This window comes from Streptomyces sp. NPDC101393 (assembly GCF_044767385.1).
Lineage (GTDB): Bacteria > Actinomycetota > Actinomycetes > Streptomycetales > Streptomycetaceae > Streptomyces.
Window position 1 is genome coordinate 1 of record NZ_JBIWNU010000005.1, and the last position, 23,769, is coordinate 23,769.

Here is a 23,769-nt window from a genome sequence, read left to right on the forward strand (position 1 = left end):
GGGGGGGGGGGGGGGGGGGGGGGGGGGGGGGGGGGGGGGGGGGGGGGGGGGGGGGGGGGGGGGGGGGGGGGGGGGGGGGGGGGGGGGGGGGGGGGCCGGCGGTCCTGCCGGCTTGGGGCCCCGCCCCCGCCCCGCCCTCCCACCTCCTCCACCACCTCCACCGCCGCTTCGTGCCGCCGCCTTGCGGTGCCTCGCTGCGCCACGCCGTGCCACGCCGCGTCTCCGCCGTGTCTCCGCCGTATGTGTCCAGGTGGCTGCACACGTATGGGGTTGTCGGCGAAAGCCGGCGTGAGCCCACCCCCGGGCCCCTTCTCAGAGGCCCGGGAGAGCCTCACCGCTCAGCGCTCACCGCTCACCGCTCAGCGCTCAGCGCCCACGTCGGCTTCTCGGCGCCCAGAGTCAGCGCCTCGGCCCCCGTGGCCGCCGCGGTCCTCGCGGCCATCACGGCCCGCGCCGCGGCCCTCGCCGGCGCGAGGTATCGCTCCCGTGCCCGCCTCACTTGTGGTCGGCGGCCCCGCTCGGGCCCGTACCCGGGAGGTGAACGGGCTGTCCCCGGCCTCGGCCGATACGTCGGCGATCGCCGCGGCCAGGGAACAGCGCACCAGGCGGGTGTGCTGCGCGGCCGCGACCCGGCGGGCCGCCGCGCAGGCCTTGGCCTCACCCCGAAGGGCATGATCCGCGGCGGCCAACGCCGCCAAGTCGGCCGCACCACCTGCCCGGTGCCGCGCCGTGACGGCCTGCCCGAATCCGACCAGCGCTGCGAAGACCACGCACAGCGCCGCCGCAGCAAAGACCGTCCACACGGTTGCCGACCCCGCATCCCGCCGATGCCGACGCCCACGCCCTCGCCATCGCTCTATCCGCCAGCTCTCCACACCCTCACCTCCCCCGCACCCCTCAAGCCCCACAGCTCACGCCTCTCAACGGCTGGCCCCATACGCCCCTCCCGTACGCCCCTCCCCGTCCCGGCCCTCAGCGCCCCACCGTGTCCTCCGCAAGGGCCACCGCCTCCCCGCCGACGCGCACCGACAGCCGTCCCACGCCGGGCAGATCGGCTTCGACCCGTACGCGCACCAGATCGCCCTGCCGGGCCAGGCTGATCCGCGCGCCGCCCGGAGCCGCGCCGCGCGCCGCACCGACCACCGCGACTCGCGGTTCGGACCGCGCCGCCGCGCGCGCCCCGGCCCGCGCCGCGTCCACGCACTCGATCCGGGCACAGACCGCCATCAGGCCCCAGATCAGCGCGGCGGCCACGCCCACCAGTACCGGCATCACCAGAGCCGTCTCAGCCGTCACGAACCCCGCATCGCGCCGAGGCCGCCGACCCCGTAAAGGACCGAGGCCGAGGCCGAGGCCGAGGCCGAGGCCGAGGCCGGGACCGGCAACGGGCCCACCTCCATCTCCGTTTCCGTTTCCGTTTCCCATTCCCATTCCGGCTCCGGCTCCGGCTCCGGGGCCGGGGCCGGAGCCGCCTCCGCTTCCCTTGCCGGCTCCGGAGCCGGTAGGTGGGGCGTTCGTGTCAGCGCCCACAGCCACCGGGCTCCTCGCGGCGGCGCCGTCAGAACTGGACATTGATCGCCCGCTGAAGCACCGATTGCAGCAGCGCCTGGACCGCTTGACTCGTCACGACTTTGTAGAGCACCGCCGCCAGGGCACACGCCGCGAGTGTTCCCACCGCGTACTCCGCCGTGGCCATCCCACGGTCCGCCCCCGCCCGGCGCAGCCGCTTCCACCACTTCCGAAACATTGCTCACTCCCCCAACTCGTTTCATCAACAGATCAGTTACGTTCCAGCAGGCCGCCCGCCAGGCCCATCAGCACGGGCGCCACCCCGAGCGTCAGGAACGCCGGCAGGAAGCACGCCGACAGCGGCAGCGTCACCAGCACCCCGGCCCGCCGGGCCCGCGCGGCCGCCGCTCGCCCCGACTCCGCACGGAGTTCCGCGGCGATCAGCGATGCCGACTCGACGGCCGGCACCCCGGATATCCCGGCGCGCTCCATGCACCGCGCCAGCCCCTCGGCCCCGGGAAGCGCGGCCAACCGGAGCCATGCCCTCGCTGGTTCGCCACCCAGACGTAGTTCCGCCGCCACGTGGCGCAGCCGTTCGGCGACGGTTCCGTCGAGTGACCGGCCCACCGCCTCCGCGGCCTCGCGCGGCCCGGCTCCCGCCGCGAGGCAGGCGGCCAGCAGGTCGCCGGCCGGCGCCAACTCCGCCCGCACTTCGACCTCCGCCAACCGCCGGTCCTCCGCGAGCCGTTGGTGCGCCAGCCAGCGATGGGCGCCGAAGGCGACGGCGAGTCCGACCACGACCCCGGCCACCCCACCCACCACAATGGCCACAAAACCGGCGGCCCCCAGCGGCCCGCCCCACACCATCAGCCCACCGCTCTCCCGCGCATCGGAGCGAGCGCGAGCACGAGAACAGGAGCGGTAGACCGAAGGGAGACGGATACGGGGATGGATACGGGAACGGTTGCGGGTAGGCGGACCCGCGACCCGGCCATCGCCGCGACGGGCGCCACACCCTCTGGGCCCCTCGCATCGGCCGCCATGGCGATGCCTGTCGCCGAGCACGGTCGACGTGCGTTTCCGTACGGCCCGACCGTGGCGGGCCTCCCCCAGCAGCACGAGTGCGCAGAGCACACCCAGCGCCACCGCGATCGCCATCCCCACCCTGTGGAAAACTTCCGGGCTCATGCCCCACCCCACCTCTCACCGCACCGCCGGCTCGTCATCTCCGCGCCTCTCCCCCACGCACCGCCGTCTCCCCCACACACCGCTGACTCCGCCTCCACCCGCCCGGCCGGCCGGCGCCCCGAGCCCCCCGACACTGCGGACATATCCGGCACCGCAGCCGCGACGATCCGGGCCGTCCAGACCACGCCGCCCCACTCCAGGAGCCCGCCGATCAGCAGGCAGGCCCACCCGGCAGGGGTGTGGAGCAGGACCCGCAGCGGGTCGGCGCCGAGGGCACTGCCCATCAGGAGGCCGCATACCGGGAGCAGTGCGAGCATCAGCGCCGTCGCGCGTGGGCCTGCCAACTGGGCCCGTAACTCCTCGCGTTGATCGCGCCGGGCTCTGAGGCCGGCCGCGATCCGCTCCAGTCCTGCGGCCAGCCCGGCGCCGCCCTCCACCGCGACCTGCCAGCACGCCGCCACTCCGGCCAGCCCCTCGGCCCCGGGCAGCCGCGCCGCGGCGCGCAGCGCCTCCGGCACGTCGCCGCCATAGCGCGCCGCGGCCAGGACGGCCGATCCGGCCGATCCGAGGTCCGGCGCCCGTACGGCGAGGAGGGCCTGCACCGGCTGCCGCCCGGCTCTCAGTTCGCCGGCCACCGCCGCGCACATGCCGATCACCTCCGCGGCCCGCGCCTCGCGCTCGCGCTCCGCGCCGCGGGCCGCCAGCCACCGGCGGACGACCAGCAGGGCCGCCAACGACGCGCACACGGGCAACACCGATCTGCCCAGCACCCCGATCCCGAGCCCCACCGGCAGACACCACGCCTCCCGTCCCAGGGGCCCCCGGCGCCCGATGGCCCACCGGCGCCGCGCGCCACCACCGACCCGACGCACCCTCAACCTGCCCCGCACGCCCTCCCGGACGGCCTTCCCGCCTCCATCCCCTGCCCCGGCACCTCCCCCGCGTCCGGCTGCTCCCCCCGTCGGCCGGTCTCCCGGGAACACCTCGCGCGCCCGCCGCCCGGAGTCGTCCCGCCCGCCCCCGAGCAACCAGCCCACGACCCCGGCGCACCCCACCGCCACCCACATCCACGCCGAGCCCGCCATGGCCGTCACGCGCACCCACCGCCCCTCGCCCCGTTCATCCCGCTCCTCCGGATCCGCTCCGCCACGCCGCCCGTCCCGCTCCTCACGTCCACCCCGCATCGCCCCCGCCCCGCTCGCAGAGCCGAGTCAGCCGCTCCCAGCCACGCGCCTCCCGGAATCCGTCGGGCCCCCACAGCGCGGCCGGCACCGTCACCACGAAGCCGTCGCGGTCCCGCTCCAGGACGTGGACCTCGGCGATCCGGCGCCGGCCGGTCCGGTCGCGTACGAGATGCAGGACCACCGAAAGTGCGGCCGCCAGCTGGCTGTGCAGCGCGGCGCGGTCCAGACCGGCCGTGGAGCCGAGGGCTTCCAGGCGGGCGGGGACGTCGCTCGCGGCGTTCGCATGGACCGTGCCGCAACCGCCCTCGTGGCCCGTATTGAGGGCTGCCAGAAGGTCCGTGACCTCGGAACCGCGCACCTCGCCGACCACCAGCCGGTCGGGCCGCATCCGTAACGCCTGCCGTACGAGATCCCGCAGGGTCACACGGCCGATGCCCTCCTGGTTGGCCGGCCGTGTCTCCAGCCGCACCACATGCGGGTGGTCCGGGCGCAGCTCCGCGGAGTCCTCGGCGAGCACGATCCGCTCGGCCGGGCTCACCAGCCCCAGCAGGGCGCTGAGCAGCGTCGTCTTGCCGGAGCCCGTACCTCCCGTGATCAGGAACGACAGCCGGGCGGCCAGCAGTGCGGTCAGCAGCCGGTCGCCGCCCGGGGGGACCGTCCCCGCGGCCACCAGCTCTTCGAGGGCGAAGGCCCGTGGCCGCAGCACCCGGAGGGAAAGGCAGGTCCCGCCGACGGCCACCGGAGGCAGCACAGCGTGCAACCGGGTGCCGTCCGGCAGCCGGGCGTCCACGTACGGCCGGGCGTCGTCCAGGCGTCGGCCGGCCACCGCCGCCAGCCGCTGGGCGAGTCGGCGCACCTGCGCCGCGTCCCGGAAGCGCACCGCCGTACGCTCCAGACCGCCGCCCCGGTCCACCCACACCTCGTCCGGTGCGGTGACGAGGACGTCCGTCACCTCGGGCTCTGCCAGCAGCGGCTCCAGTGGTCCGCTGCCCACCATCTCGGACCGCAACGCGGTCACCACGCCCAGCACTTCGGCGTCTCCGAGGAGGCGCCCTTCCTCCCGGAGTGCCACCGCCACCCGGGCCGGTGTCGGCTCCGCCCCGGCCTCGGCCAGCCGCCGGCGCACCACGTCCAGCAACTCCTGGCTCATGACCGCACCCCGTCCCGCGCCGCGGCGGGTGCCGCGGCATCCTCGGTCAGTGCGCGCTCCCAGAAGGCGGCGCAGAAGCGGGCGAGCGGTCCGCGGGCGTTCGCCCCCGGGGGCCCGCCGCGCGCGGGCTCTTCCAACAAGCCGGTCTCCCACGGGAGTTCTCCTGCCAGGGGCAGCTCCAGGAGGCGGGCGATCTCGTCCGGTTCCAGGCCCGTGGGCGTCCCTGGCGAGACGCGCGCCACCGTCCGCAGATCGCGCAGCACGGTGCGTACGCCGGCGGCGACCCGCCGGGCCGCGGCGATCGCCCGCAGCTCGGCGGGGACCAGCAACAGCCCCACGTCCACCTGGGCGAGGGCTTCCGCCACGGCTTCGTCGACGCGGCGCGGCAGGTCGACCACCACGACGCCGCCGCGCCGGCGCGCCGCCGCCATGACGGCGCGCATGGCCGGTGGCGGGATCGCGATCTCGGTGCCGCGGTCCCAGCTCAGCACGCGCAGGGAGTGCAGCCGCGGCAGCGATTCCTCCAGCGCGCCGGAGGCCACCCGGCCGCGTGATTCGCAGAAGGCGGGCCAGCGCAGGCCCTTCTCCTTCTCCCCGCCGAGCAGGACGTCGAGCCCGCCGCCCAGCGGATCGCCGTCGATGAGCATGGTGGGCCGTCCCGTGCGCGCCGCGGTGACGGCCAGCGCGGCGGCGAGGGTGCTCGCTCCGGCCCCGCCCCGGCCGCCGATGACGCCGACGGTGCGGGCCGGCGGTCCGACGCCCTCGACCGCGTCGGCGATCCGGTCCACCAGCCAGCGTTCACCGTCGGGGAGGGTCAGCACGCGTTCCGCACCGATGGCGACGGCGAGCCGCCAGAGGGCGGGGTCGTCGGTGTCGGGGCCGATGAGGACGACGCCGGGCCGGCGTCCGGCACCGGGCAGCCGGGCCGCGCAGTCGCCCCCGACGAGCACCAGCGGCGCCGCCTCCCAGTCCTCTTTGCGGGCGGGCGGGCCGTGCGCCACTTCGGGCAGTGCGCCGGCCGCAGCGGACAATCGAAGAAGATCATCGAGGAGCTCTTCGTCCTCGGTAATGATCAATGGGGCGCCGCGCTCATCACCGCTTCGCGCCGGCTGATCGGAAGCATTGGTTCCGGCCACGTTCTGTCCCCCTATCGCTACGCAACTCGTACATCCGCGAACTCCGCGGACTTTTACGGTGCAGCGATCGGGGAAATCTCGGGGATCTTGGTCCAAAACTGTGGACAACTCAGCGGATGTGAATATCCCCGTCACCTATTCCGGCGACGAAGGTCTGGCGAAGACCTGACGAAGGCTTAGTTTCAGGGCCGGGGAAGAGGGTTCCGTAGAGCATTGCTTCAACTACGGAGCGTGACAGGCGGCGGGCGCGAGCAAGGGCCGCGACGCAACGGAGAGGGGAGCGGGCAGAACCATACCCAGCGGTTGAAAATGCGTCCGGACATGCGACGACCCCCGCCGGGGGGGAGAGCGGGGGTCGTCCCCACGGCCGACTCGGGGGGGGAGGAGCCGGACCGGGTTAGCACGGTCGCGAACGATCCGTGACTTCCATGGTGTACCCGAGAGCCTTCTCAGGCAAACCCACGCGCCGCACTTTACGCCGAATGGTGGGCGCCTATGCTCGCCCCGTGGAAAACCGCTCTGCACCTCACTCGGCTCCCCGTACTGCCGCGTTCTTCGACTTGGACAAGACCGTCATTGCAAAGTCGAGCACGCTGACCTTCAGCAAGTCGTTCTACCGAGGCGGCCTGATCAATCGGCGGGCCGTTCTGCGCACCGCTTACACCCAGTTCGTGTTCCTCGCGGGCGGCGCCGATCATGACCAGATGGAGCGGATGCGCGCCTACCTGTCCGCCCTCTGCCGTGGCTGGAACGTCGACCGGGTACGCGAGATCGTCGCCGAGACGCTGCACGACCTGATCGACCCGATCATCTACGACGAGGCCGCCTCCCTCATCGAGGAGCACCACGCCGCGGGCCGCGATGTCGTGATCGTCTCCACCTCGGGCGCCGAGGTCGTCGAGCCGATCGGTGAACTCCTGGGCGCCGACCGGGTGGTGGCCACCCGCATGGTCGTCGGTGAGGACGGCCGCTTCACCGGCGAGGTGGAGTATTACGCCTACGGGCCGACGAAGGCGGAGGCCGTCCGGGAGCTCGCCGCTTCCGAGGGCTACGACCTCGACCGCTGCTACGCGTACAGCGATTCGGCGACCGATGTCCCGATGCTCGAGGCGGTCGGCCACCCCCACGCGGTCAATCCCGACCGCGCGCTGCGCCGCGAGGCCGTCAGCCGCGGCTGGCCGGTGCTCTCCTTCACCCGCCCGGTCCGGCTCAAGCAACGGCTTCCGGCGCTGTCGATGCCCTCGCGGCCGGTGCTCACCGCGGTCGTCGCGGTGGGCGCGGCCGCCGCCACCGCGGGCGCGGTCTGGTACGCGGGGCGGCGGAAACGCGCCGCCCGCGTTCGATGCATTTGAGGCCCCGCGCAAAGATCTGCGGCCCGGGGTTCCGCTCACCCCGCATCAGTAGTACAAAGGACATAACGGCCCGCGAGACCAAGGACGTCCGAGAGGACGACCCGTAACGCAGCAAGGCCCCACGGACCGATGCACGAATGTCGGGCACCCACGCGACGTCGACCCGTCGATTACGGGCCAGCCGCACCAGGTAACCGGACGAAGACTCCGACCTGATGGGCACAATTCGAGCACGCACTGGTAACCCGGCAAACGTGCCAGCGGCGGTACCCCTCAGCGACGGGTACCGCCGCAACCCCTTTCCGGGGCAGGCGAGTTGCCAGGTCAGAGCGGCAAGGCCGGCAGCGGGGCGCCCGTCAGGCCGCGCCGCGCTGCAGCGCCTCGCAGACCGCGGTGCTCTCCCGCGAACCCAGCCCGACCGCGCGCCCGCAGTGCGCGATCCATGCGGCGACACCCTCCGGCGTCCCCGAGACATAACCCTCCAGGGCGGCGACATAGGCCGCGCGCCCCTGTTCGGCGTGCCCGACCTCGGCCGGGCAGATCGACTTCGGGTCCAGTCCGCTGCCGACCAGCACGATCCGCTCCGCGGCGCGCGCGACCAGCCCGTTGTACGAACCGAAGGGGCGCAGCGCCAGCAGCTCGCCGTGCACCACCGCGGCGATCACCAGGGCCGGGGCCTCGGTGCCCGTCAGCAGCAGCCCCGCCAGCCCCTCCAGCCGACCGGCCACCTCGTCGGCGTCCGGCAGCGGCAGCTCGATCAGCGGCTCCTCGACCGGCTCGCCCGCCAGCCGGGGCCGGCCCACCGCGTCGTCCGCCTCGCCGCCGCCGGCCGCCACCAGGTGCAGCCGCGCCAGCACCCGCAGCGGGGACTGCCGCCACACGCTCAGCAGCTGCCCGGACTCGGCGGTCAGCCGCAGCGCGGCGCCGACCGTCCACGGCTCGCCCTCGACGCCGAAGTCGCTGCGCCGCCTGACCTCTTCGAGCGCCCAGTCGGCCCCCGAGAGCGCCGCGGAACCGCGCGCTCCGCGCAGCGCGGCCTCAGAGGTGACCTCGGTGCTGCGGCGTCGCATGATGCGGTGCCCGTAGACACGGTCGACGCCCTTGCGCACGGAGTCCACGGAGTCGGCGACTCCCGGGAGCGACGCCAGGGTCATGAGCGGATCGGCGCCCGCCTTCGGGGATCCGGGGGTCGTTCCCCGGGGGTTTGCTGCCATGGACAGGACCCTACGCACCATCGGGCCGCACCCCTCGAAGGAGTGGTCTTCTTCACGCAAACCTCTCACTCAAAGCGATAGGACGATTACCCTTGGTGAACATGAAGATCGCTTTCGTAGGAAAGGGCGGCAGCGGCAAGACGACCCTGTCCTCCCTGTTCATCCGGCATCTGGCCGCCGGCCGCGTCCCCGTGATCGCGGTGGATGCCGACATCAACCAACACCTGGGCGCCGCCCTCGGCCTGGACGAGGCGGAGGCCGCCGGGCTTCCGGCGATGGGCGGCCATCTTCCGCTCATCAAGGACTACTTGCGCGGCCGCAACCCCCGCATCCCGTCCGCCGAGACCATGATCAAGACGACCCCGCCCGGCGACGGCTCGCGGCTGCTGCGGGTGGGCGGGGACAACCCCGTCTACGACGCCTGCGCCAGGACCGTGCCGCTCGACGGCGGGTCCGTACGCCTGATGGCCACCGGCCCGTTCACCGAGTCCGACCTCGGGGTGGCCTGCTACCACTCCAAGGTCGGCGCGGTCGAGCTGTGCCTCAACCACCTCGTGGACGGCCGCGGGGAGTACGTCGTCGTCGACATGACGGCCGGCTCGGACTCGTTCGCCTCCGGGATGTTCACCCGCTTCGACATGACCTTCCTGGTCGCCGAGCCGACCCGCAAGGGCATCGCCGTCTACCGCCAGTACAAGGAATACGCCCGGGACTTCGGCATCGCCCTGAAGGTCGTGGGCAACAAGGTCCAGGGCCCCGACGACCTGGCGTTCCTGCGTTCCGAGGTGGGCGACGACCTGCTGGTGACCGTCGGGCACTCGGACTGGGTGCGCGCCATGGAGAAGGGCCGCCCGGACCGCTTCGACCGGCTGGAGGAGGACAACCGCCGCGCCCTTGAGGCACTGCACACCGCCGCCGACGCGTCGTACGAGCGGCGCGACTGGGAGCGCTACACCCGCCAGATGGTGCACTTCCACCTGAAGAACGCGGAGAGCTGGGGCAACGCGAAGACGGGGGCCGACCTGGCCGCCCAGGTCGACCCCGCCTTCACGCTCTTCGAGGGGGCGGCTACTCCTCAGCCTGCTTGACGTGTTCGTCGGATCCGGCCGCGGCCGCCGGTTCCGACGGCTGCGCCGGTGGGGACGGAGCCCAGGGGCGAGGTGCGTCGGAAAGGTACGACTTCCAGCCGCCCTTCGGCTTCTCGCCCACCGGCAGGGCGCGCAGCCTGGCCAGCACCTCCGGGTCCTGCGCGTCCAGCCAGTCGCTCAGCTGCTTGAAGCTGACGCACCGCACGCCCTCCTGGGGGCAGATGTTCTTGATGGCCGACTCGACGGCCTTCATGTACGTCCCGCCGTTCCAGGACTCGAAGTGGTCGCCGACGAACAGCGGCGCGCGGTTGGTCTGCTCGGCACGGTTGAAGGCCTGGAGCAGCCCGTCACGCATCTGCTTGCCCCAGGCGCTGTGCATCGACCGGTCGCCCTTGGTCGTGACCGACTGGTTGGCGAGGAAGTTGTAGTCCATCGACAGGGTCTCGAAGGCCCGGCCGGGGACGGGGATCTGCTGCAGCGGGAAGTCCCAGATGCCGTCGATCCGGTCGGGCCAGGTCTGCACCCCGCCGACCGAGCTGGCGTCGTAGCGGAAGCCCATCGCCTTGGCGGCGGGAATGAGATTGCGCTGCCCCTCCAGGCACGGCGCCCGGCCCCCGACCAGCTCCTTGGAGTAGTCGAAGGGCAGCGGCTCGACGCCCTTGAGGCCCGAGTTGGTCTTCCAGTTCTTCACGAACGACTCGGCCTGCTCGATCTCGCTCTTCCACTCGTCGGACGACCAGGTGCCGACGCCGCCGTTGGGGCCGCAGAAGTGGCCGTTGAAGTGGGTGCCGATCTCGTTGCCGTCCTGCCAGGCACCGCGCAGCTGCTCCACGGTGTTCCTGATTCCCTTGACGTCGTTGAAGCCGATGTCCGAGGCGCCGGCCCGGTGCTGGGGCGGGTCGTAGAGCTCCTTCTTCTCGGTGGGGAGCATGTAGACGCCGCTGAGGAAGTACGTCATGGTCGCGCCGTACTTCTTGCCGACCTCGCGGAAGTGCGAGAACAGCTTCTGGCTGTCCTCGCCCGCGCCGTCCCAGGAGAACACCACGAACTGCGGGGGCCGTTCACCGGGCTTGAGGCGCACCGGCGCCGGCTGGTTCGGCTGCGCTCCGGTGTAGGCGGTCGAGCCGTCGCCGATGAGCCGGGCCGGCTGGGCGGGGGCCTTGGGCGCGGCCCTGCCCTTCTTCGTGTTCGGTGGCGGCCCGCCCTGCGCGCCGGAGCAGCTGGCGACCGCCGCCATTGCCACCGCCGCGGCGATTCCCGCCGTGACCTTCGATACGGCTGCCATCAGCCACCTCATTCCTGGCGCTGTGAGCACCTTCCGAGTGATTAATCGGAAAAACTGCCCACAAGATCCCATACACCAAGAAGAGGGATTAAAACGACAAGCCGATAGTCATCATATTCACCCCATAGGGGGACTGACTGGCCCGTATGCCCGAAAAAACTTCTCCCAGCCTTTACGCGGCATTACGATTCATTTACCGATGCTTGAGAGTCACCGGACCGTCACCCATCGCGACGATCACCGGCCGGCTCGCGTCCCGCCGCAGTACACCGCCGCCCCACGATCGCGCCCCCCGCGCGACCGCGTCGCCCCGGAGGAGACGGGAATGTCGCAGACCAAGAAGTCGCCGCCGCAGCCGCAGCGCACCCCCCACCCCACCGAATCCCGCCCGGAGCCCTCGGACGACCATCCCGCGCGCCACCCGAAGTTGAGCCGCCGCGCGGCCCTCCGCCAGGACCTCTCCGCCTCGATCGTCGTGTTCCTGCTCGCCGTCCCGCTGTCACTCGGGATCGCCCTCGCCACCGGCGCACCACCCCAGGCCGGACTGGTCGCCGCGGTCGTGGGAGGCCTCGTCGTCGGACTGTGCGGCGGCGCGCCGCTGCAGGTCAGCGGGGCGGCCACCGGCCTCCTCGTGGTCACCGCCGACCTCGTCCAGCGCTACGGCTGGCGTGCCACCTGCGCGATCACCGTCCTCGCCGGGCTCGTCCAAATCGCCCTGGGGGCGCTGCGCGTCGCCCGCGCCGCGCTGGCCGTCAGCCCGGCGATCGTGCACGGCATGCTGGCCGGCATCGGCGCCACGATCGCCGTCGGACAGCTCCATGTGGTGCTCGGCGGCAGCCCCGACAGCTCGGCGCTCGCGAACGTCGCCGCGCTGCCCCGCCAGTTCGCTGAGCCGCACACCACCGCCCTGCTGATCGGCGCCGTCACCGTCGCCGTACTCGTGGGCTGGGGCAGACTGCCGGGCCGGGCCGGCCGGTGGGCGCGGGTGATCCCGGCGCCGCTGGCCGCCGTCCTCGCCGCGACCGCCGTCAGCGCGGGCACGGCGGTACCGCGCGTCGACCTGCCGTCCTGGCGGATGCCCGAGCTGCCCGCCCTGCCCGACGCCTCCGTCCCGGCCCTCGCCGCCGCCGTGCTGACCGTCACCCTGGTCGCCGCGATGGAGTCGCTGCTCTCGGCGGTGGCGGTGGACAAGATCGCTACCGAATACCCCGGCACCCCTTCGAGCGGCTCCCGCCTCAACCGCGAACTCGCCGGCCAGGGCCTCGCCAACACCGTCTCCGGGCTGCTCGGCGGGATGCCCGTCTCCGGCGGCGCGATGCGCGGCTCGGCGAATGTCCGGGCGGGCGCGGTGACCCGCCGCGCCACCGTGCTGCACGGGGTCTGGGTGCTGCTGTGCGCAGGCCTGCTGGCCGGGGTGCTGGAGCTGATCCCGCTGGCCGCGCTCGCCGCGCTGGTGATGGTCGTCGGCGTACGGATGGTGAGCTTCGCGCACATCCGGCATGTGCAGCGGCACCGCGAATTCCCCGTCTACGCCGCCACCTTGGGCGGCGTCGTCGTCCTGGGTGTGCTGCAAGGGGTGCTGACGGGCATCGCGGTCGCGGCGTTCCTGGCGCTGCGCCGGCTGACGCACACCCGCATCACGGTCACGGAGGAGGACGACGTCCACCAGGTCCGCGCCAGCGGTCAGTTGACGTTCCTGGCCGTGCCGCGGCTGACCCGGACACTCGCGCTGGTGCCGGCGGGAGCCGATGCCGTGGTCGAGCTGTCCGGTTCGTTCATGGACCACGCCGCGTACGAGGCGCTGCAGTCCTGGTCGGCCGGCCATCGGGCGCACGGCGGCCGGGTGACCCTCGGCGGCCGCTCGGGCCGGCCGATCGCCGAACCGGCCGGCGCGCACTCCTGCCGGCCGTGGACCCCGTGGCGCAACCACCACTGCACCCGGCCCGACCCGGCGCGCGCATCGGCGCCGGAGAGCAGCGGCAGTCAGCTGATGGGCGGGGTGAGCGCGTTCCAGCGGCATACGGCGCCGCTGGTGCGCGAGGAGCTGGCCCGGCTGGCGCGCGAGGGGCAACGGCCCACCCAGCTGTTCCTGACCTGCGCCGACTCCCGGCTGGTGACGAGCATGATCACGTCCAGCGGTCCGGGCGATCTGTTCACCGTCCGCAACGTCGGCAATCTGATCCCGCTGCCCGGCGCGGACGCCTCCTGCGACTCCGCGGGAGCCGCGATCGAGTACGCGGTGGACGTGCTGAAGGTCGGCTCCATCACGGTCTGCGGCCACTCCGGATGCGGGGCGATGGGTGCGCTGCTCGGGTCCACACCGGCCGAGGCGCAGGGCGCGCCGGCGGTCGACGCGACGCCGCTCACCCGCTGGCTGCGGCACGGCCGGCCGAGTGTGGCCCGGATGAAGCGGATCGGCCGGCTGGGCAAGGGGGAGGTCGCGATCGACGAACGGCCGGTGGCGGACGATCATGAGCGGCTGGCGCTCGTCAACGTCCTGCAGCAGCTCGACCACCTGAGGGCACACACCTGCGTGGCCCGCGCCATCGCCGAGGGCTCGCTCGCGCTGCACGGCATGTACTTCCATGTCGCCGAGGCGCAGGCGTATGTGCTGGACGAGACCACCGGGCGGTTCTCGGCGATCCGCGCGGAACCGGCCGAGGTCCGGGTCTGACCTGCGCAACGGGCGGGAAGGGGCCCCGAGGTGACGCCGCGTGGAGCGGGAACGGCCCACGCGGCGACCGGGCGCGAGATAGGTCTACACCAATTTTCCCCGGCAGCCCTTGTCAGGGTGTGCCATGGGCTGATGAGCTAGGTGCGGGACACATCGGACGCCCCGGAATATCGGACGCCCCGGAATTGGGAGATGTCGTGAGCAACGAAAGCCTGGCCAACCTGCTCAAGGAAGAGCGGCGGTTCGCGCCGCCCGCCGATCTGGCCGCGCACGCCAACGTCACGGCGGACGCGTACGAGCAAGCGGCGGCGGACCGGCTGGGCTTCTGGGCCGAGCAGGCGAAGCGCCTGTCCTGGGAGACCGCGCCCACCCAGACACTCGACTGGTCCAACGCGCCCTTCGCGAAGTGGTTCGCCGACGGCAAGCTCAACGTCGCCTACAACTGCGTCGACCGCCACGTGGAGAACGGCCTGGGCGACCGGGTCGCGCTGCACTTCGAGGGCGAGCCCGGCGACACCCGCTCGATCACCTACGCCGAGCTCCAGCGCGAGGTCTCGCAGGCCTCGAACGCGCTGATCGAGCTGGGTGTGGAGACCGGTGACCGGGTCGCCCTCTACATGCCGATGATCCCGGAGACGGTCATCGCCATGCTGGCGTGCGCCCGCCTGGGCGCCCCGCACTCCGTCGTCTTCGGCGGCTTCTCCGCCGACGCACTGGCGACCCGCATCCAGGACGCCGACGCCCGCGTCGTGATCACCGCCGACGGCGGCTACCGCCGCGGCAAGCCGTCCGCCCTCAAGCCCGCCGTCGACGACGCGCTGACCAAGCCCGGCACGGAGAACGTCCGCAGCGTCCTCGTCGTACGCCGCACCGGCCAGGAGGACGTCTCCTGGACCGAGGGGCGGGACGTGTGGTGGCACGAAATCGTCGGACGGCAGAGCCGGACGCACACACCCGAGGCGTTCGACGCCGAGCACCCGCTCTTCATCCTCTACACCTCGGGCACCACCGGTAAGCCCAAGGGCATCCTGCACACCACCGGCGGCTACCTCACCCAGGTGTCGTACACCCACCACGCCGTCTTCGACCTCAAGCCGGAGACCGACGTCTTCTGGTGCACCGCCGACGTCGGCTGGGTGACCGGGCACAGCTACATCACCTACGGCCCGCTCTCCAACGGCGCGACCGAGGTGCTCTACGAGGGCACCCCGGACAGCCCGCACCAGGGCCGCTGGTGGGAGATCGTGCAGAAGTACGGCGTGTCGATCCTCTACACCGCGCCGACCGCGATCCGCGCCTGCATGAAGTGGGGCGACGACATCCCGGCGAAGTTCGACCTGTCCTCGCTGCGGGTCCTGGGGTCGGTGGGCGAGCCCATCAACCCCGAGGCGTGGATGTGGTACCGCAAGCACATCGGCGCCGACGCCACGCCGATCGTCGACACCTGGTGGCAGACCGAGACCGGCGGCATGATGCTCAGCCCGCTGCCCGGCGTCACGGCGACCAAGCCCGGCTCCGCCCAGGTGGCGCTGCCCGGCATCGCCGCGACCGTGGTCGACGACGACGCCAACGAGGTGCCGGACGGCGGCGGCGGCTACCTCGTGCTGACCGAGCCCTGGCCGGCCATGCTCCGCACCATCTGGGGCGACGACCAGCGCTACCTCGACACCTACTGGTCGCGCTTCGAGGGCAAGTACTTCGCGGGCGACGGCGCCAAGAAGGACACCGACGGCGACATCTGGCTGCTCGGCCGGGTGGACGACGTGATGCTGGTGTCCGGCCACAACATCTCCACCACCGAGGTGGAGTCGGCGCTGGTCTCGCACCCGAAGGTCGCCGAGGCCGCGGTCGTCGGTGCCGCCGACCCGCAGACCACCCAGGCCATCTGCGCCTTCGTCATCCTGCGCGGCGGCGCCACCGCCGAGGACGAGGGGCTCGTCGCCGAGCTGCGCGCGCATGTCACGCAGCAGCTGGGCCCGATCGCGAAGCCCAGCCGGATCATGCCGGTGGCCGAGCTGCCCAAGACCCGCTCCGGCAAGATCATGCGGCGGCTGCTGCGCGATGTCGCCGAGAACCGCGACCTCGGTGACGTCACCACGCTCACCGACTCCTCGGTCATGGACCTGATCCAGGCGAAGCTGCCGAGCGCGGCCGCCGACGACTGATCCGCGGACGTACACCGCTGTGCGCAGGGGCCCGGCCGGGCGGACCGGCCGGGCCCCTGCGCATGCGGCTCCGCCGCACACACAGCCATATGCCCGATATGCCCGTAACCTGGCCTCCACCGGATATCACTGGCGACCGCCCGGTACAGTGGAAACCGCGTCAATGACACGCCAAGAAACTCAGGGTGCGCCGGGAAGTCTGGTCGGCAACTGCAACAGCCGTACACAGCTGCCGAAATGGCCGGAGGACACCCGCAGTGAGCGCCCCCCACAACCGCCGTTCCATATTCCTCGGACGCATGCCGCTGCCCGAGCGGAACTACATCGCCGACGCCCTGCGCACCGAGACCGTGGGCGGCGTCCTCCTCCTCGCCGCCGCCGTCGTGGCCCTCATCTGGGCGAACACCCTGGGCACGAACTACGAAACGGTCCGCGGCTTCCACCTCGGCCCCGCCTCGCTCGGCCTGGACCTGTCCATCCAGCACTGGGCCGCCAACGGTCTGCTCGCGCTCTTCTTCTTCGTCGCCGGCATCGAGCTCAAGCGCGAACTGGTCGCCGGTGAACTGCGCGACCCCAAGGCCGCGGCGCTCCCCGTGGTCGCCGCGCTCTGCGGCATGGCGATGCCCGCCCTCGTCTACGCCGCCGTCAACGTCCTCGGGGACGGCTCCCTCCAGGGCTGGGCGGTCCCCACCGCCACCGACATCGCCTTCGCGCTCGCCGTACTCGCCGTCATCGGCACGTCCCTGCCATCCGCGCTGCGTGCCTTCCTGCTCACCCTCGCGGTCGTCGACGACCTCTTCGCGATCATGATCATCGCGATCTTCTTCACCTCGACGCTCAATTTCCTCGCACTCGGCCTCGCCGTCGCCGGACTGGCGCTGTTCTACCTGCTGCTCCGCAAGGGCATCCGCGGCTGGTACGTCTACGTCCCGCTCGGCGTGGTCATCTGGGCGCTGATGGAGAACAGCGGCGTACACGCCACCATCGCCGGCGTCGCCATGGGCCTGATGCTGCGCTGCACCCGCCGCGAGGGCGAGACGCACTCCCCCGGCGAGCACATCGAGCACCTCGTCCGCCCGCTGTCGGCCGGGCTCGCCGTACCGCTCTTCGCCCTGTTCTCCGCGGGCGTGGCGATCTCCGGCGGCGCGGTCCACGACGTCTTCACCCGGCCCGAAACGCTCGGCGTCGTCCTCGGCCTGATCGTCGGAAAGGCGCTCGGCATCTTCGGCGGCACCTGGCTCACCGCCCGTTTCACCAAGGCCCGGCTCAACCCCGACCTCCAGTGGCCCGACCTGTTCGCCGTCGCCGCCCTGGCCGGCATCGGCTTCACCGTCTCGCTGCTCATCGGCGAACTCGCCTTCACCGAGGACCTGGCGCTGGCCGACGAGATCAAGGCCTCGGTGCTGATCGGCTCGCTGCTCGCCGCCGTCTTCGCCGCCATCCTCCTCAAGCTCCGCAACGCCAAGTACCGCGCCCTCTTCGAGGAAGAGGAGCGGGACGAGGACCAGGACGGCATCCCCGACATCTACGAGGCCGACAAGCCCGAGTACCACCTGCGGATGGCCGCGATCCTCGAGGCAAAGGCCGCCGAACACCGGCGCCTTGCCGAAGTGGCCGCGGAGACGGACGCCAGGGACGATGGTCCGGCATGATCTGAGAGGCTTTGCATCCGGGTGATCAGAAGAGGGAGACGGCGATGAGCACTGCCGACGACGGCACGGACCGCAGCCTCGGCCAGTTGGTGGCCACGGCCACCGCCGAGATGTCCGCACTTGTGCACGACGAGATCGCACTGGCCAAGGCGGAGCTGCGAAAGGACGCCAAGCGGGCCGGAATCGGCAGCGCCGCCTTCATCGTGGCGGGCGTCCTCGCGCTGTTCTCGCTGCCGGTGCTGAGCTTCGCCGCGGCGTACGGCATCCACAACCTCGGCCTCGGGCTCGCCTGGTCCTTCCTGATCGTGGGCGGCGCGTTCCTGGTGGTCGCCGGTCTGGCGGTCCTCCTCGCGCTCGCCAAGCTCAAGAAGATCAAGAAGCCGGAGAAGTCCATCACCTCGGCCAAGGAGACCGCCGGCGTGCTCCAGAACGCCAAGCCCCACCCGCGCGTGGCGCCGGCGGACCACCCGGTCCTGGAGTCTGTGACACGCTCATAGCTATGACAGCCCCCGACAGCACCGCATCGGTCGTACGGCTCGGCGTCCCCGGCGGCAGAGAGATCTCCCACCGGGACGTCGCCGCCAACGGCGCGCGCTTCCACATCGCCGAGATGGGCGACGGCCCGCTGGTGCTGCTGCTGCACGGCTTCCCGCAGTTCTGGTGGACCTGGCGCCACCAACTCTCCGCGCTCGCCGACGCCGGCTTCCGCGCCGTCGCGATGGACCTGCGCGGCGTCGGCGGCAGCGACCGCACCCCGCGCGGTTACGACCCCGCCAACCTCGCCCTCGACATCACCGGCGTCATACGGTCCCTGGGCGAGCCGGACGCCGCACTCGTCGGACACGATCTGGGCGGCTACCTCGCCTGGACCGCGGCGGTCATGCGGCCCAAGCTGGTGCGCCGGCTCGCGGTGTCGTCGATGCCGCACCCGCGCCGCTGGCGCTCCGCGATGCTCGCCGACGTCAAGCAGAGCAGGCAGAGTTCGCACATCTGGAACTTCCAGCGCCCCTGGCTGCCGGAGCGCCGGCTGCTGGCGGACGACGCGGCGCTGGTGGGCCGGATGATCCGCGACTGGTCCGGCCCCCGGCTCCCCGAGGACGACGCGGTCGAGGTCTACCGCCGGGCGATGTGCATCCCCTCCACCGCGCACTGCTCGATCGAGCCGTACCGCTGGATGGTGCGCTCGATGGCCCGCCCCGACGGCATCCAGTTCAACCGCCGGATGAAGAAGCCCGTGCGCGTCCCCACGCTCCATCTGCATGGCTCCCTGGACCCGGTGATGCGCACCCGCAGCGCCGCCGGCTCCGGCGAATACGTCGAAGCGCCGTACCGCTGGCGGCTGTTCGACGGGCTGGGGCACTTCCCCCACGAGGAGGACCCGGCGGCGTTCTCGGCCGAACTGGTCAACTGGCTGAAGGACCCCGAGCCGGACCGCTGAAGAAGCCCGGACCGGCCCGCTGAGGGGTGCACGGCCCCGGAGGCCGACCGATCCCGAACATACGTATGACGAACGGCTACTTGCCCGGCGCATAGGCCAATTGGCGGCCCCCCGGGCGGTTACGGACCTTGGGCCACGGGCACAGTCGAGGGTATGGGCTGGACGCACGACTACCGTGACGTGGCACGCAACCGCCGCAGCAGTGCCGCTGCCGTGGGCACTCGGGAGAGGGGCACACCGGACCTTGCGTCCGGCGACTCCCCCGATCCCGCCCACCCGATGGGCATTCCCCTCATCCTGCGCCGCAGAGCCCGCTGGATGAGCGCCCGGCTGCGCCATCCCCGCAGCTGAGCCCCGGCCGGCGCCTCTCCTGCGGCGCGCGGCGCGGAGCGTCTTCCGCCCCCGCGCCGTGCGCGCACCGCCTACTCAGATCGCGCAGCCCTGGCTGTCGACCTGCCGCCCCGCCGTACGCCCCTTGACGACGTCCTCGCGGACCTCGTCGGCGGTCAGCGCATAGCCGGTGCGGGAGTCGTCCAGCGACTTCGCGAAGACCACTCCGTAGACCTCACCACGGGGTGTCAGCAGCGGGCCGCCGGAGTTGCCCTGCCGGACGGTGGCGAAGAGCGAGTAGACATCACGGCCGACCGTGCCGCGGTGGTAGATGTCCGGGCCGTTGGCCTGGATGCGGCCACGGATGCGGGCGGCGCGGACGTCGTAGCCGCCGTTCTCCGGGAAGCCGGCGACGATGGCGCTGTTGCCGCTGGACGCGTCCTGGGAGGCGAAGTCCAGCTTCGGGGCGTCCAGCGAGGGCACGTCCAGGACCGCGATATCGCGCTCCCAGTCGTAGAGCACGACCTTCGCGTCGTACGTACGGCCCTCGCCGCCCACCTGGACGGTCGGTTCGTCGACGCCGCCGACGACATGGGCGTTGGTCATCACGCGGTGCCGGGCGAACACGAAGCCGCTGCCCTCCAGGACCTTGCCGCAACTGGGCGCGGTGCCGACGACCTTGACGATGCTGCGCTTGGCACGCGCCTGCGCCGGACTGGTGGTCAGCTTCGGGTCGGGCGCGGGCACCGAGGTGATCGGTTCGTTGGAGAACGGCGTGAAGACCTGCGGGAAGCCGTTCTGCGCGAGCGCCGAGGAGAAGTCCGCGAACCAGGTGTTGGCCTGTGGGGGCATCACCCGGGACACGCCGAGCAGCACCTTGGAGTTGCGGACCTCCTTGCCGAGCGTCGGCAGGGACGTACCGGCCAGGGCCGAGCCGATCAGCCAGGCGACGAGCAGCATCGCCAGGACGTTGACCAGCGCGCCGCCCGTCGCGTCCAGCGCCCGCGCCGGTGACCAGGTGATGTAGCGGCGCAGCTTGTTGCCCAGATGGGTGGTGAGTGCCTGGCCCACGGAGGCGCAGACGATCACGATGGCGACCGCGGCGATGGCCGCGAAGGTGCCGGGAGTCGCGTCGTCCGTGACCTCGTTCCAGATCAGGGGCAGCAGATAGACCGCGATCAGGCCTCCCCCGAGGAAGCCGATCACGGACAGGATGCCGACGACGAAGCCTTGCCGATAGCCGACGATGGCGAACCACACGGCCGCGACCAGCAGCAGGATGTCCAGGACGTTCACGCCCGACACCGTCTCACGCGCGCCAGTCGAGCGGGACGTGCTTGTCACGGTCCCACGGAATCTCCCACCCCGCGTAATGCAGGATCCGGTCGATGACACCGGCCGTAAAGCCCCAGACCAGGGCGTTCTCGACAAGGAATGCCGGGCCGGAATGACCGCTGGGGTGACGCGTCGTCACGCGATGACCGGGGTCGGTGAGATCCGCCACGGGAACCGTGAACACCCGGGCCGTCTCGGCCTGGTCGACCGCACCCACCGGGCTCGGCTCGCGCCACCAGCCCAGCACCGGCGTCACCACGAAGCCGCTGACGGGGATGTAGAGCCGCGGCAGCACGCCGAAGACCTGCACACCCGACGGGTCCAGGCCGGTCTCCTCCTCGGCCTCGCGCAGCGCCGCACGCACCGGGCCGCGGCCCTCGGGGTCGCCGTCCTCCGGATCGAGGGCGCCACCGGGGAAGGAGGGCTGGCCCGCATGCGAGCGCAGGGTGCCGGCGCGCTCCATGAGCAGCAGCTCAGGGCCGCGGGGGCCGTGCCCGAAGAGGATCAGCACCGCCGACTGCCGGCCGCCGTTCTCGGGCGGCAGGAAGCGGCTGAGCTGGCGCGGCTCTATCGTGCCGGCCGCGCGGGCCACCGGGTCCAGCCACTCGGGCAGGCCCTCGGCGGTGACGGTGACCTCCCGCCCGGCCGCCGCCCGGCCGGACGGGTCCGTCTGCTCGCCGTACTGCTCCCGTGCACTCGTCATACGCGCCCCCTCAAGGCCCTGGCTTCGATGGTCGGTCCCCCTGGAGTCACTCCCGCGGTCCCCGAGGCTGCCGTCACGGGGCCGCCATGGGGGGCGCGGGCTGCCCCGGATAGTCGGCCGGCGGCTTCAGCCGCTGCCCCGGCTGACCGCCCAGCTCGTACTTGAGCAGCTTCTTCGCCTTCTCCGGATCCGTCTCGCCCTCGCCGTACGCGGGGCACAGCGGGGCGATCGGGCAGGCGCCGCAGGCGGGCTTGCGGGAGTGGCAGACGCGGCGGCCGTGGAAGACGACGCGGTGCGAGAGCATCGTCCAGTCGCTCTTGGGGAAGATCTCGGCGATCTCCGCCTCGACCTTCTCCGGGTCCTCCTGGGTGGTCCAGCCGAAGCGGCGCACCAGGCGGCCGAAGTGGGTGTCGACGGTGATGCCCGGGACGCCGAAGGCGTTGCCCAGCACCACATTGGCGGTCTTGCGGCCGACGCCGGGGAGGGTGACCAGGTCCTCCAGGCGGCCGGGGACCTCGCCGCCGAACCGGTCGCGCAGCGCGGTCGACAGGCCGAGCAGCGACTTCGCCTTGGCACGGAAGAAGCCGGTCGGGCGGATCAGCTCCTCCAGCCGCTCCGGGTCCATCGCCGCCATGTCCTCGGGCGTCGGGCAGAGGGCGAAGAGCCGCGGGGTGGTCTGGTTGACCCTCAGGTCGGTGGTCTGCGCGGACAGCACCGTCGCGACCAGCAGCTCGAAGGGGTTGGTGAAGTCCAGCTCGGGGTGGGCGTACGGATACAGCTCGGCCAGCTCGCGGTTGATCCGCCGCGCCCGCCGCACCATCGCGACCCGCGATTCGGGCTTGCGGGCGGGGGACTTCTTGGCGGCGGCCTTCTTGGCGGACGCCTTCCCGGCGGGAGCGGCCTTCTTCGCCGCGGCCTTCTTCGCCGCGGGCGCCTTGGCCACGGCGGCCTTCTTCGCCTCGGCGTCCTTGGCCGTCACGGCCTTCTTGGCAACGGCCTTCTTCGCGACGGCTTTGTCCGCGACGGCCTTCTTCACCGCCGCGGACTTCGCGGGGGTCTGCTTCACAGCGCCTTCTTCCCTGCCGAGGTCTTGCCCGCCGAGGTCTTGCCTGCCGGCGACTTCCTTGCTGAGGTGTTCGCGTTCGGGTCCTTCGTGCTCGCCGCTGCCGCCATCGGGCGCGACGCGCCGGGCTTCCGCACCGCCGGCTTCCCGCAGGACGTCACCCTGGAGGGCGATTTGTTACTTTTATCCTCATTCGGGGCCTCGGCGGGCGGCTGTTCGCCCACAGCGGAATCGCGTCCCGAGCTCACTCGCCCGGCCCCCCAGTCCTGTGCTCTCACCGGCGTATTGGACACTCGGCCAGACTAAGGCCACCCACTGACATCCGGCCCGAACACCGTGATCCGTGACCCCAATCGGCCCCCTGCCGTAGGGCTTGGGCCACGGGTCCGGCAAACTTGTGATTGATCGCACTGTTTTGCATTCCGGCATGATGGGGACCTCAGTCCCCCGGAGCATGTCGACAAGGAGAGATCTCGTGGACGACGTTCTGCGGCGCGCACCGCTCTTCGCGGCGCTCGACGATGAGCAGGCGGCCGAGCTGCGCGCCTCAATGGGAGAGGTCACGCTCGCCCGCGGCGACGCCCTGTTCCACGAAGGGGACCCCGGCGACCGCCTGTACGTGGTCACCGAGGGCAAGGTGAAGCTGCACCGCACTTCCCCGGACGGCCGGGAGAACATGCTCGCCGTCCTCGGCCCCGGAGAGCTGATCGGTGAGCTCTCGCTCTTCGACCCGGGTCCGCGTACGGCCACCGCTTCCGCCCTCACCGAGGTCAAGCTCCTCGGTCTGGGCCACGGTGACCTTCAGCCCTGGCTGAACGCCCGCCCCGAAGTGGCCACGGCCCTGCTGCGCGCGGTCGCCCGCCGACTGCGCAAGACCAACGACCAGATGTCCGACCTGGTCTTCTCGGATGTGCCGGGCCGCGTCGCGCGCGCCCTGCTGGACCTGTCGCGCCGCTTCGGCGTGCAGTCCGAGGAGGGCATCCACGTCGTGCACGACCTGACCCAGGAGGAGCTGGCCCAGCTGGTCGGCGCCTCCCGCGAGACGGTCAACAAGGCCCTCGCGGACTTCGCCGGCCGCGGCTGGCTGCGCCTGGAGGCGCGCGCCGTGATCCTGCTGGACGTCGAACGGCTGGCCAAGCGCTCGCGCTGACCCGGCCGGGGCCGCGCACCGGCCACCGGTGAGCGCACCCCGCAGGCACCGAAGGGCCCCGCTCCGGCGGGGCCCTTCGCCGTTTCCGCCCCCCGGCCCGCCCCCCGCCTTCCCGCCTTATTCGTTCGCGGGCGCGCGGACCGGCCCGCCATA

At 72.2% G+C, this 23,769-nt stretch carries 21 protein-coding genes; 9 read left to right on the forward strand and 12 right to left on the reverse strand.

Annotated features, from left to right (window positions below; all coding sequences use genetic code 11):
* Nucleotides 1-359 precede the first annotated feature (359 nt).
* The 7 genes from ACIRQ7_RS16875 to ssd form a co-directional block, all read right to left on the reverse strand.
* Nucleotides 360-908, reverse strand: a complete 549-nt coding sequence (locus ACIRQ7_RS16875; RefSeq protein ID WP_404263164.1) for an Rv3654c family TadE-like protein — start codon at nucleotides 906-908, stop codon at nucleotides 360-362.
* Between the two features lie 64 nt (nucleotides 909-972).
* Nucleotides 973-1,272: a TadE family type IV pilus minor pilin gene (locus ACIRQ7_RS16880; RefSeq protein WP_404263898.1), complete on the reverse strand. Its 300-nt coding sequence runs from the start codon at nucleotides 1,270-1,272 to the stop codon at nucleotides 973-975.
* Nucleotides 1,273-1,558: 286 nt separating this feature from the next.
* A complete protein-coding gene (locus tag ACIRQ7_RS16885; protein ID WP_404263166.1) occupies nucleotides 1,559-1,747 on the reverse strand; it encodes a DUF4244 domain-containing protein in 189 nt (62 codons plus the stop codon).
* Between the two features lie 32 nt (nucleotides 1,748-1,779).
* Nucleotides 1,780-2,319, reverse strand: a complete 540-nt coding sequence (locus ACIRQ7_RS16890; protein WP_404263168.1) for a type II secretion system F family protein — start codon at nucleotides 2,317-2,319, stop codon at nucleotides 1,780-1,782.
* 374 nt (nucleotides 2,320-2,693) lie between these two features.
* Complete coding sequence (locus ACIRQ7_RS16895; RefSeq protein ID WP_404263170.1) at nucleotides 2,694-3,485, reverse strand: type II secretion system F family protein; 792 nt, start codon at nucleotides 3,483-3,485, stop codon at nucleotides 2,694-2,696.
* Nucleotides 3,486-3,864: 379 nt separating this feature from the next.
* A complete protein-coding gene (locus tag ACIRQ7_RS16900) occupies nucleotides 3,865-5,031 on the reverse strand; it encodes a TadA family conjugal transfer-associated ATPase (protein ID WP_404263171.1) in 1,167 nt (388 codons plus the stop codon).
* Complete coding sequence (gene ssd, locus ACIRQ7_RS16905) at nucleotides 5,028-6,167, reverse strand: septum site-determining protein Ssd (protein ID WP_404263172.1); 1,140 nt, start codon at nucleotides 6,165-6,167, stop codon at nucleotides 5,028-5,030. The genes ACIRQ7_RS16900 and ssd overlap by 4 nt, the downstream gene beginning before the upstream one ends.
* Nucleotides 6,168-6,649: 482 nt before the next feature.
* Between ssd and ACIRQ7_RS16910 the strand changes: the two genes are divergently transcribed.
* A complete protein-coding gene (locus ACIRQ7_RS16910) occupies nucleotides 6,650-7,519 on the forward strand; it encodes an HAD family hydrolase (RefSeq protein WP_404263174.1) in 870 nt (289 codons plus the stop codon).
* A 356-nt stretch (nucleotides 7,520-7,875) separates the two neighbouring features.
* Here ACIRQ7_RS16910 and ACIRQ7_RS16915 read toward each other — a convergent pair whose 3' ends face one another.
* On the reverse strand, nucleotides 7,876-8,733 hold the full coding sequence (locus ACIRQ7_RS16915; protein WP_401465218.1) for an oxidoreductase: 858 nt from the start codon (nucleotides 8,731-8,733) through the stop codon (nucleotides 7,876-7,878).
* A gap of 101 nt (nucleotides 8,734-8,834) precedes the next feature.
* Here ACIRQ7_RS16915 and ACIRQ7_RS16920 point away from each other — a divergent pair, with 101 nt between their 5' ends.
* Entirely contained in the window at nucleotides 8,835-9,821 is a 987-nt protein-coding gene (locus ACIRQ7_RS16920; protein WP_404263176.1) for an ATP-binding protein, read from the forward strand.
* On the opposite strand, the gene ACIRQ7_RS16925 is transcribed toward ACIRQ7_RS16920, so the two are convergent.
* Nucleotides 9,802-11,106, reverse strand: a complete 1,305-nt coding sequence (locus tag ACIRQ7_RS16925) for a hypothetical protein (protein WP_404263178.1) — start codon at nucleotides 11,104-11,106, stop codon at nucleotides 9,802-9,804. The genes ACIRQ7_RS16920 and ACIRQ7_RS16925 overlap by 20 nt on opposite strands.
* A 325-nt stretch (nucleotides 11,107-11,431) precedes the next feature.
* Between ACIRQ7_RS16925 and ACIRQ7_RS16930 the strand changes: the two genes are divergently transcribed.
* The 6 genes from ACIRQ7_RS16930 (at nucleotide 11,432) to ACIRQ7_RS16955 (ending at nucleotide 19,386) form a co-directional block, all read left to right on the forward strand.
* Nucleotides 11,432-13,780 carry a SulP family inorganic anion transporter gene (locus tag ACIRQ7_RS16930; protein ID WP_404263179.1) on the forward strand — a complete coding sequence of 783 codons (2,349 nt, stop codon included), beginning with the start codon at nucleotides 11,432-11,434 and terminating at the stop codon, nucleotides 13,778-13,780.
* 197 nt (nucleotides 13,781-13,977) lie between these two features.
* Complete coding sequence (gene acs / locus ACIRQ7_RS16935; RefSeq protein WP_404263180.1) at nucleotides 13,978-15,945, forward strand: acetate--CoA ligase; 1,968 nt, start codon at nucleotides 13,978-13,980, stop codon at nucleotides 15,943-15,945.
* Between the two features lie 257 nt (nucleotides 15,946-16,202).
* Nucleotides 16,203-17,597 carry a Na+/H+ antiporter NhaA gene (gene nhaA / locus ACIRQ7_RS16940; RefSeq protein ID WP_404263182.1) on the forward strand — a complete coding sequence of 465 codons (1,395 nt, stop codon included), beginning with the start codon at nucleotides 16,203-16,205 and terminating at the stop codon, nucleotides 17,595-17,597.
* 44 nt (nucleotides 17,598-17,641) lie between these two features.
* Nucleotides 17,642-18,094, forward strand: a complete 453-nt coding sequence (locus tag ACIRQ7_RS16945) for a phage holin family protein (protein WP_401465201.1) — start codon at nucleotides 17,642-17,644, stop codon at nucleotides 18,092-18,094.
* Nucleotides 18,095-18,096: 2 nt separating this feature from the next.
* Nucleotides 18,097-19,035, forward strand: coding sequence for an alpha/beta fold hydrolase (locus ACIRQ7_RS16950; protein ID WP_404263184.1), 939 nt, complete (start codon nucleotides 18,097-18,099; stop codon nucleotides 19,033-19,035).
* 153 nt (nucleotides 19,036-19,188) lie between these two features.
* The gene (locus ACIRQ7_RS16955) at nucleotides 19,189-19,386 is read left to right on the forward strand and encodes a hypothetical protein (protein WP_401465195.1); all 198 of its coding nucleotides are present in this window, start codon (nucleotides 19,189-19,191) and stop codon (nucleotides 19,384-19,386) included.
* Between the two features lie 75 nt (nucleotides 19,387-19,461).
* Here ACIRQ7_RS16955 and ACIRQ7_RS16960 read toward each other — a convergent pair whose 3' ends face one another.
* The 3 genes from ACIRQ7_RS16960 to nth form a co-directional block, all read right to left on the reverse strand.
* On the reverse strand, nucleotides 19,462-20,661 hold the full coding sequence (locus ACIRQ7_RS16960; protein WP_401465192.1) for a MarP family serine protease: 1,200 nt from the start codon (nucleotides 20,659-20,661) through the stop codon (nucleotides 19,462-19,464).
* Between the two features lie 13 nt (nucleotides 20,662-20,674).
* Nucleotides 20,675-21,403 carry an NUDIX hydrolase gene (locus ACIRQ7_RS16965; protein WP_404263186.1) on the reverse strand — a complete coding sequence of 243 codons (729 nt, stop codon included), beginning with the start codon at nucleotides 21,401-21,403 and terminating at the stop codon, nucleotides 20,675-20,677.
* Between the two features lie 73 nt (nucleotides 21,404-21,476).
* On the reverse strand, nucleotides 21,477-22,469 hold the full coding sequence (gene nth, locus ACIRQ7_RS16970) for an endonuclease III (RefSeq protein ID WP_404263188.1): 993 nt from the start codon (nucleotides 22,467-22,469) through the stop codon (nucleotides 21,477-21,479).
* A 472-nt stretch (nucleotides 22,470-22,941) separates the two neighbouring features.
* Here nth and ACIRQ7_RS16975 point away from each other — a divergent pair, with 472 nt between their 5' ends.
* Nucleotides 22,942-23,616, forward strand: a complete 675-nt coding sequence (locus ACIRQ7_RS16975; protein ID WP_006604164.1) for a Crp/Fnr family transcriptional regulator — start codon at nucleotides 22,942-22,944, stop codon at nucleotides 23,614-23,616.
* Nucleotides 23,617-23,769: the final 153 nt, after the last annotated feature.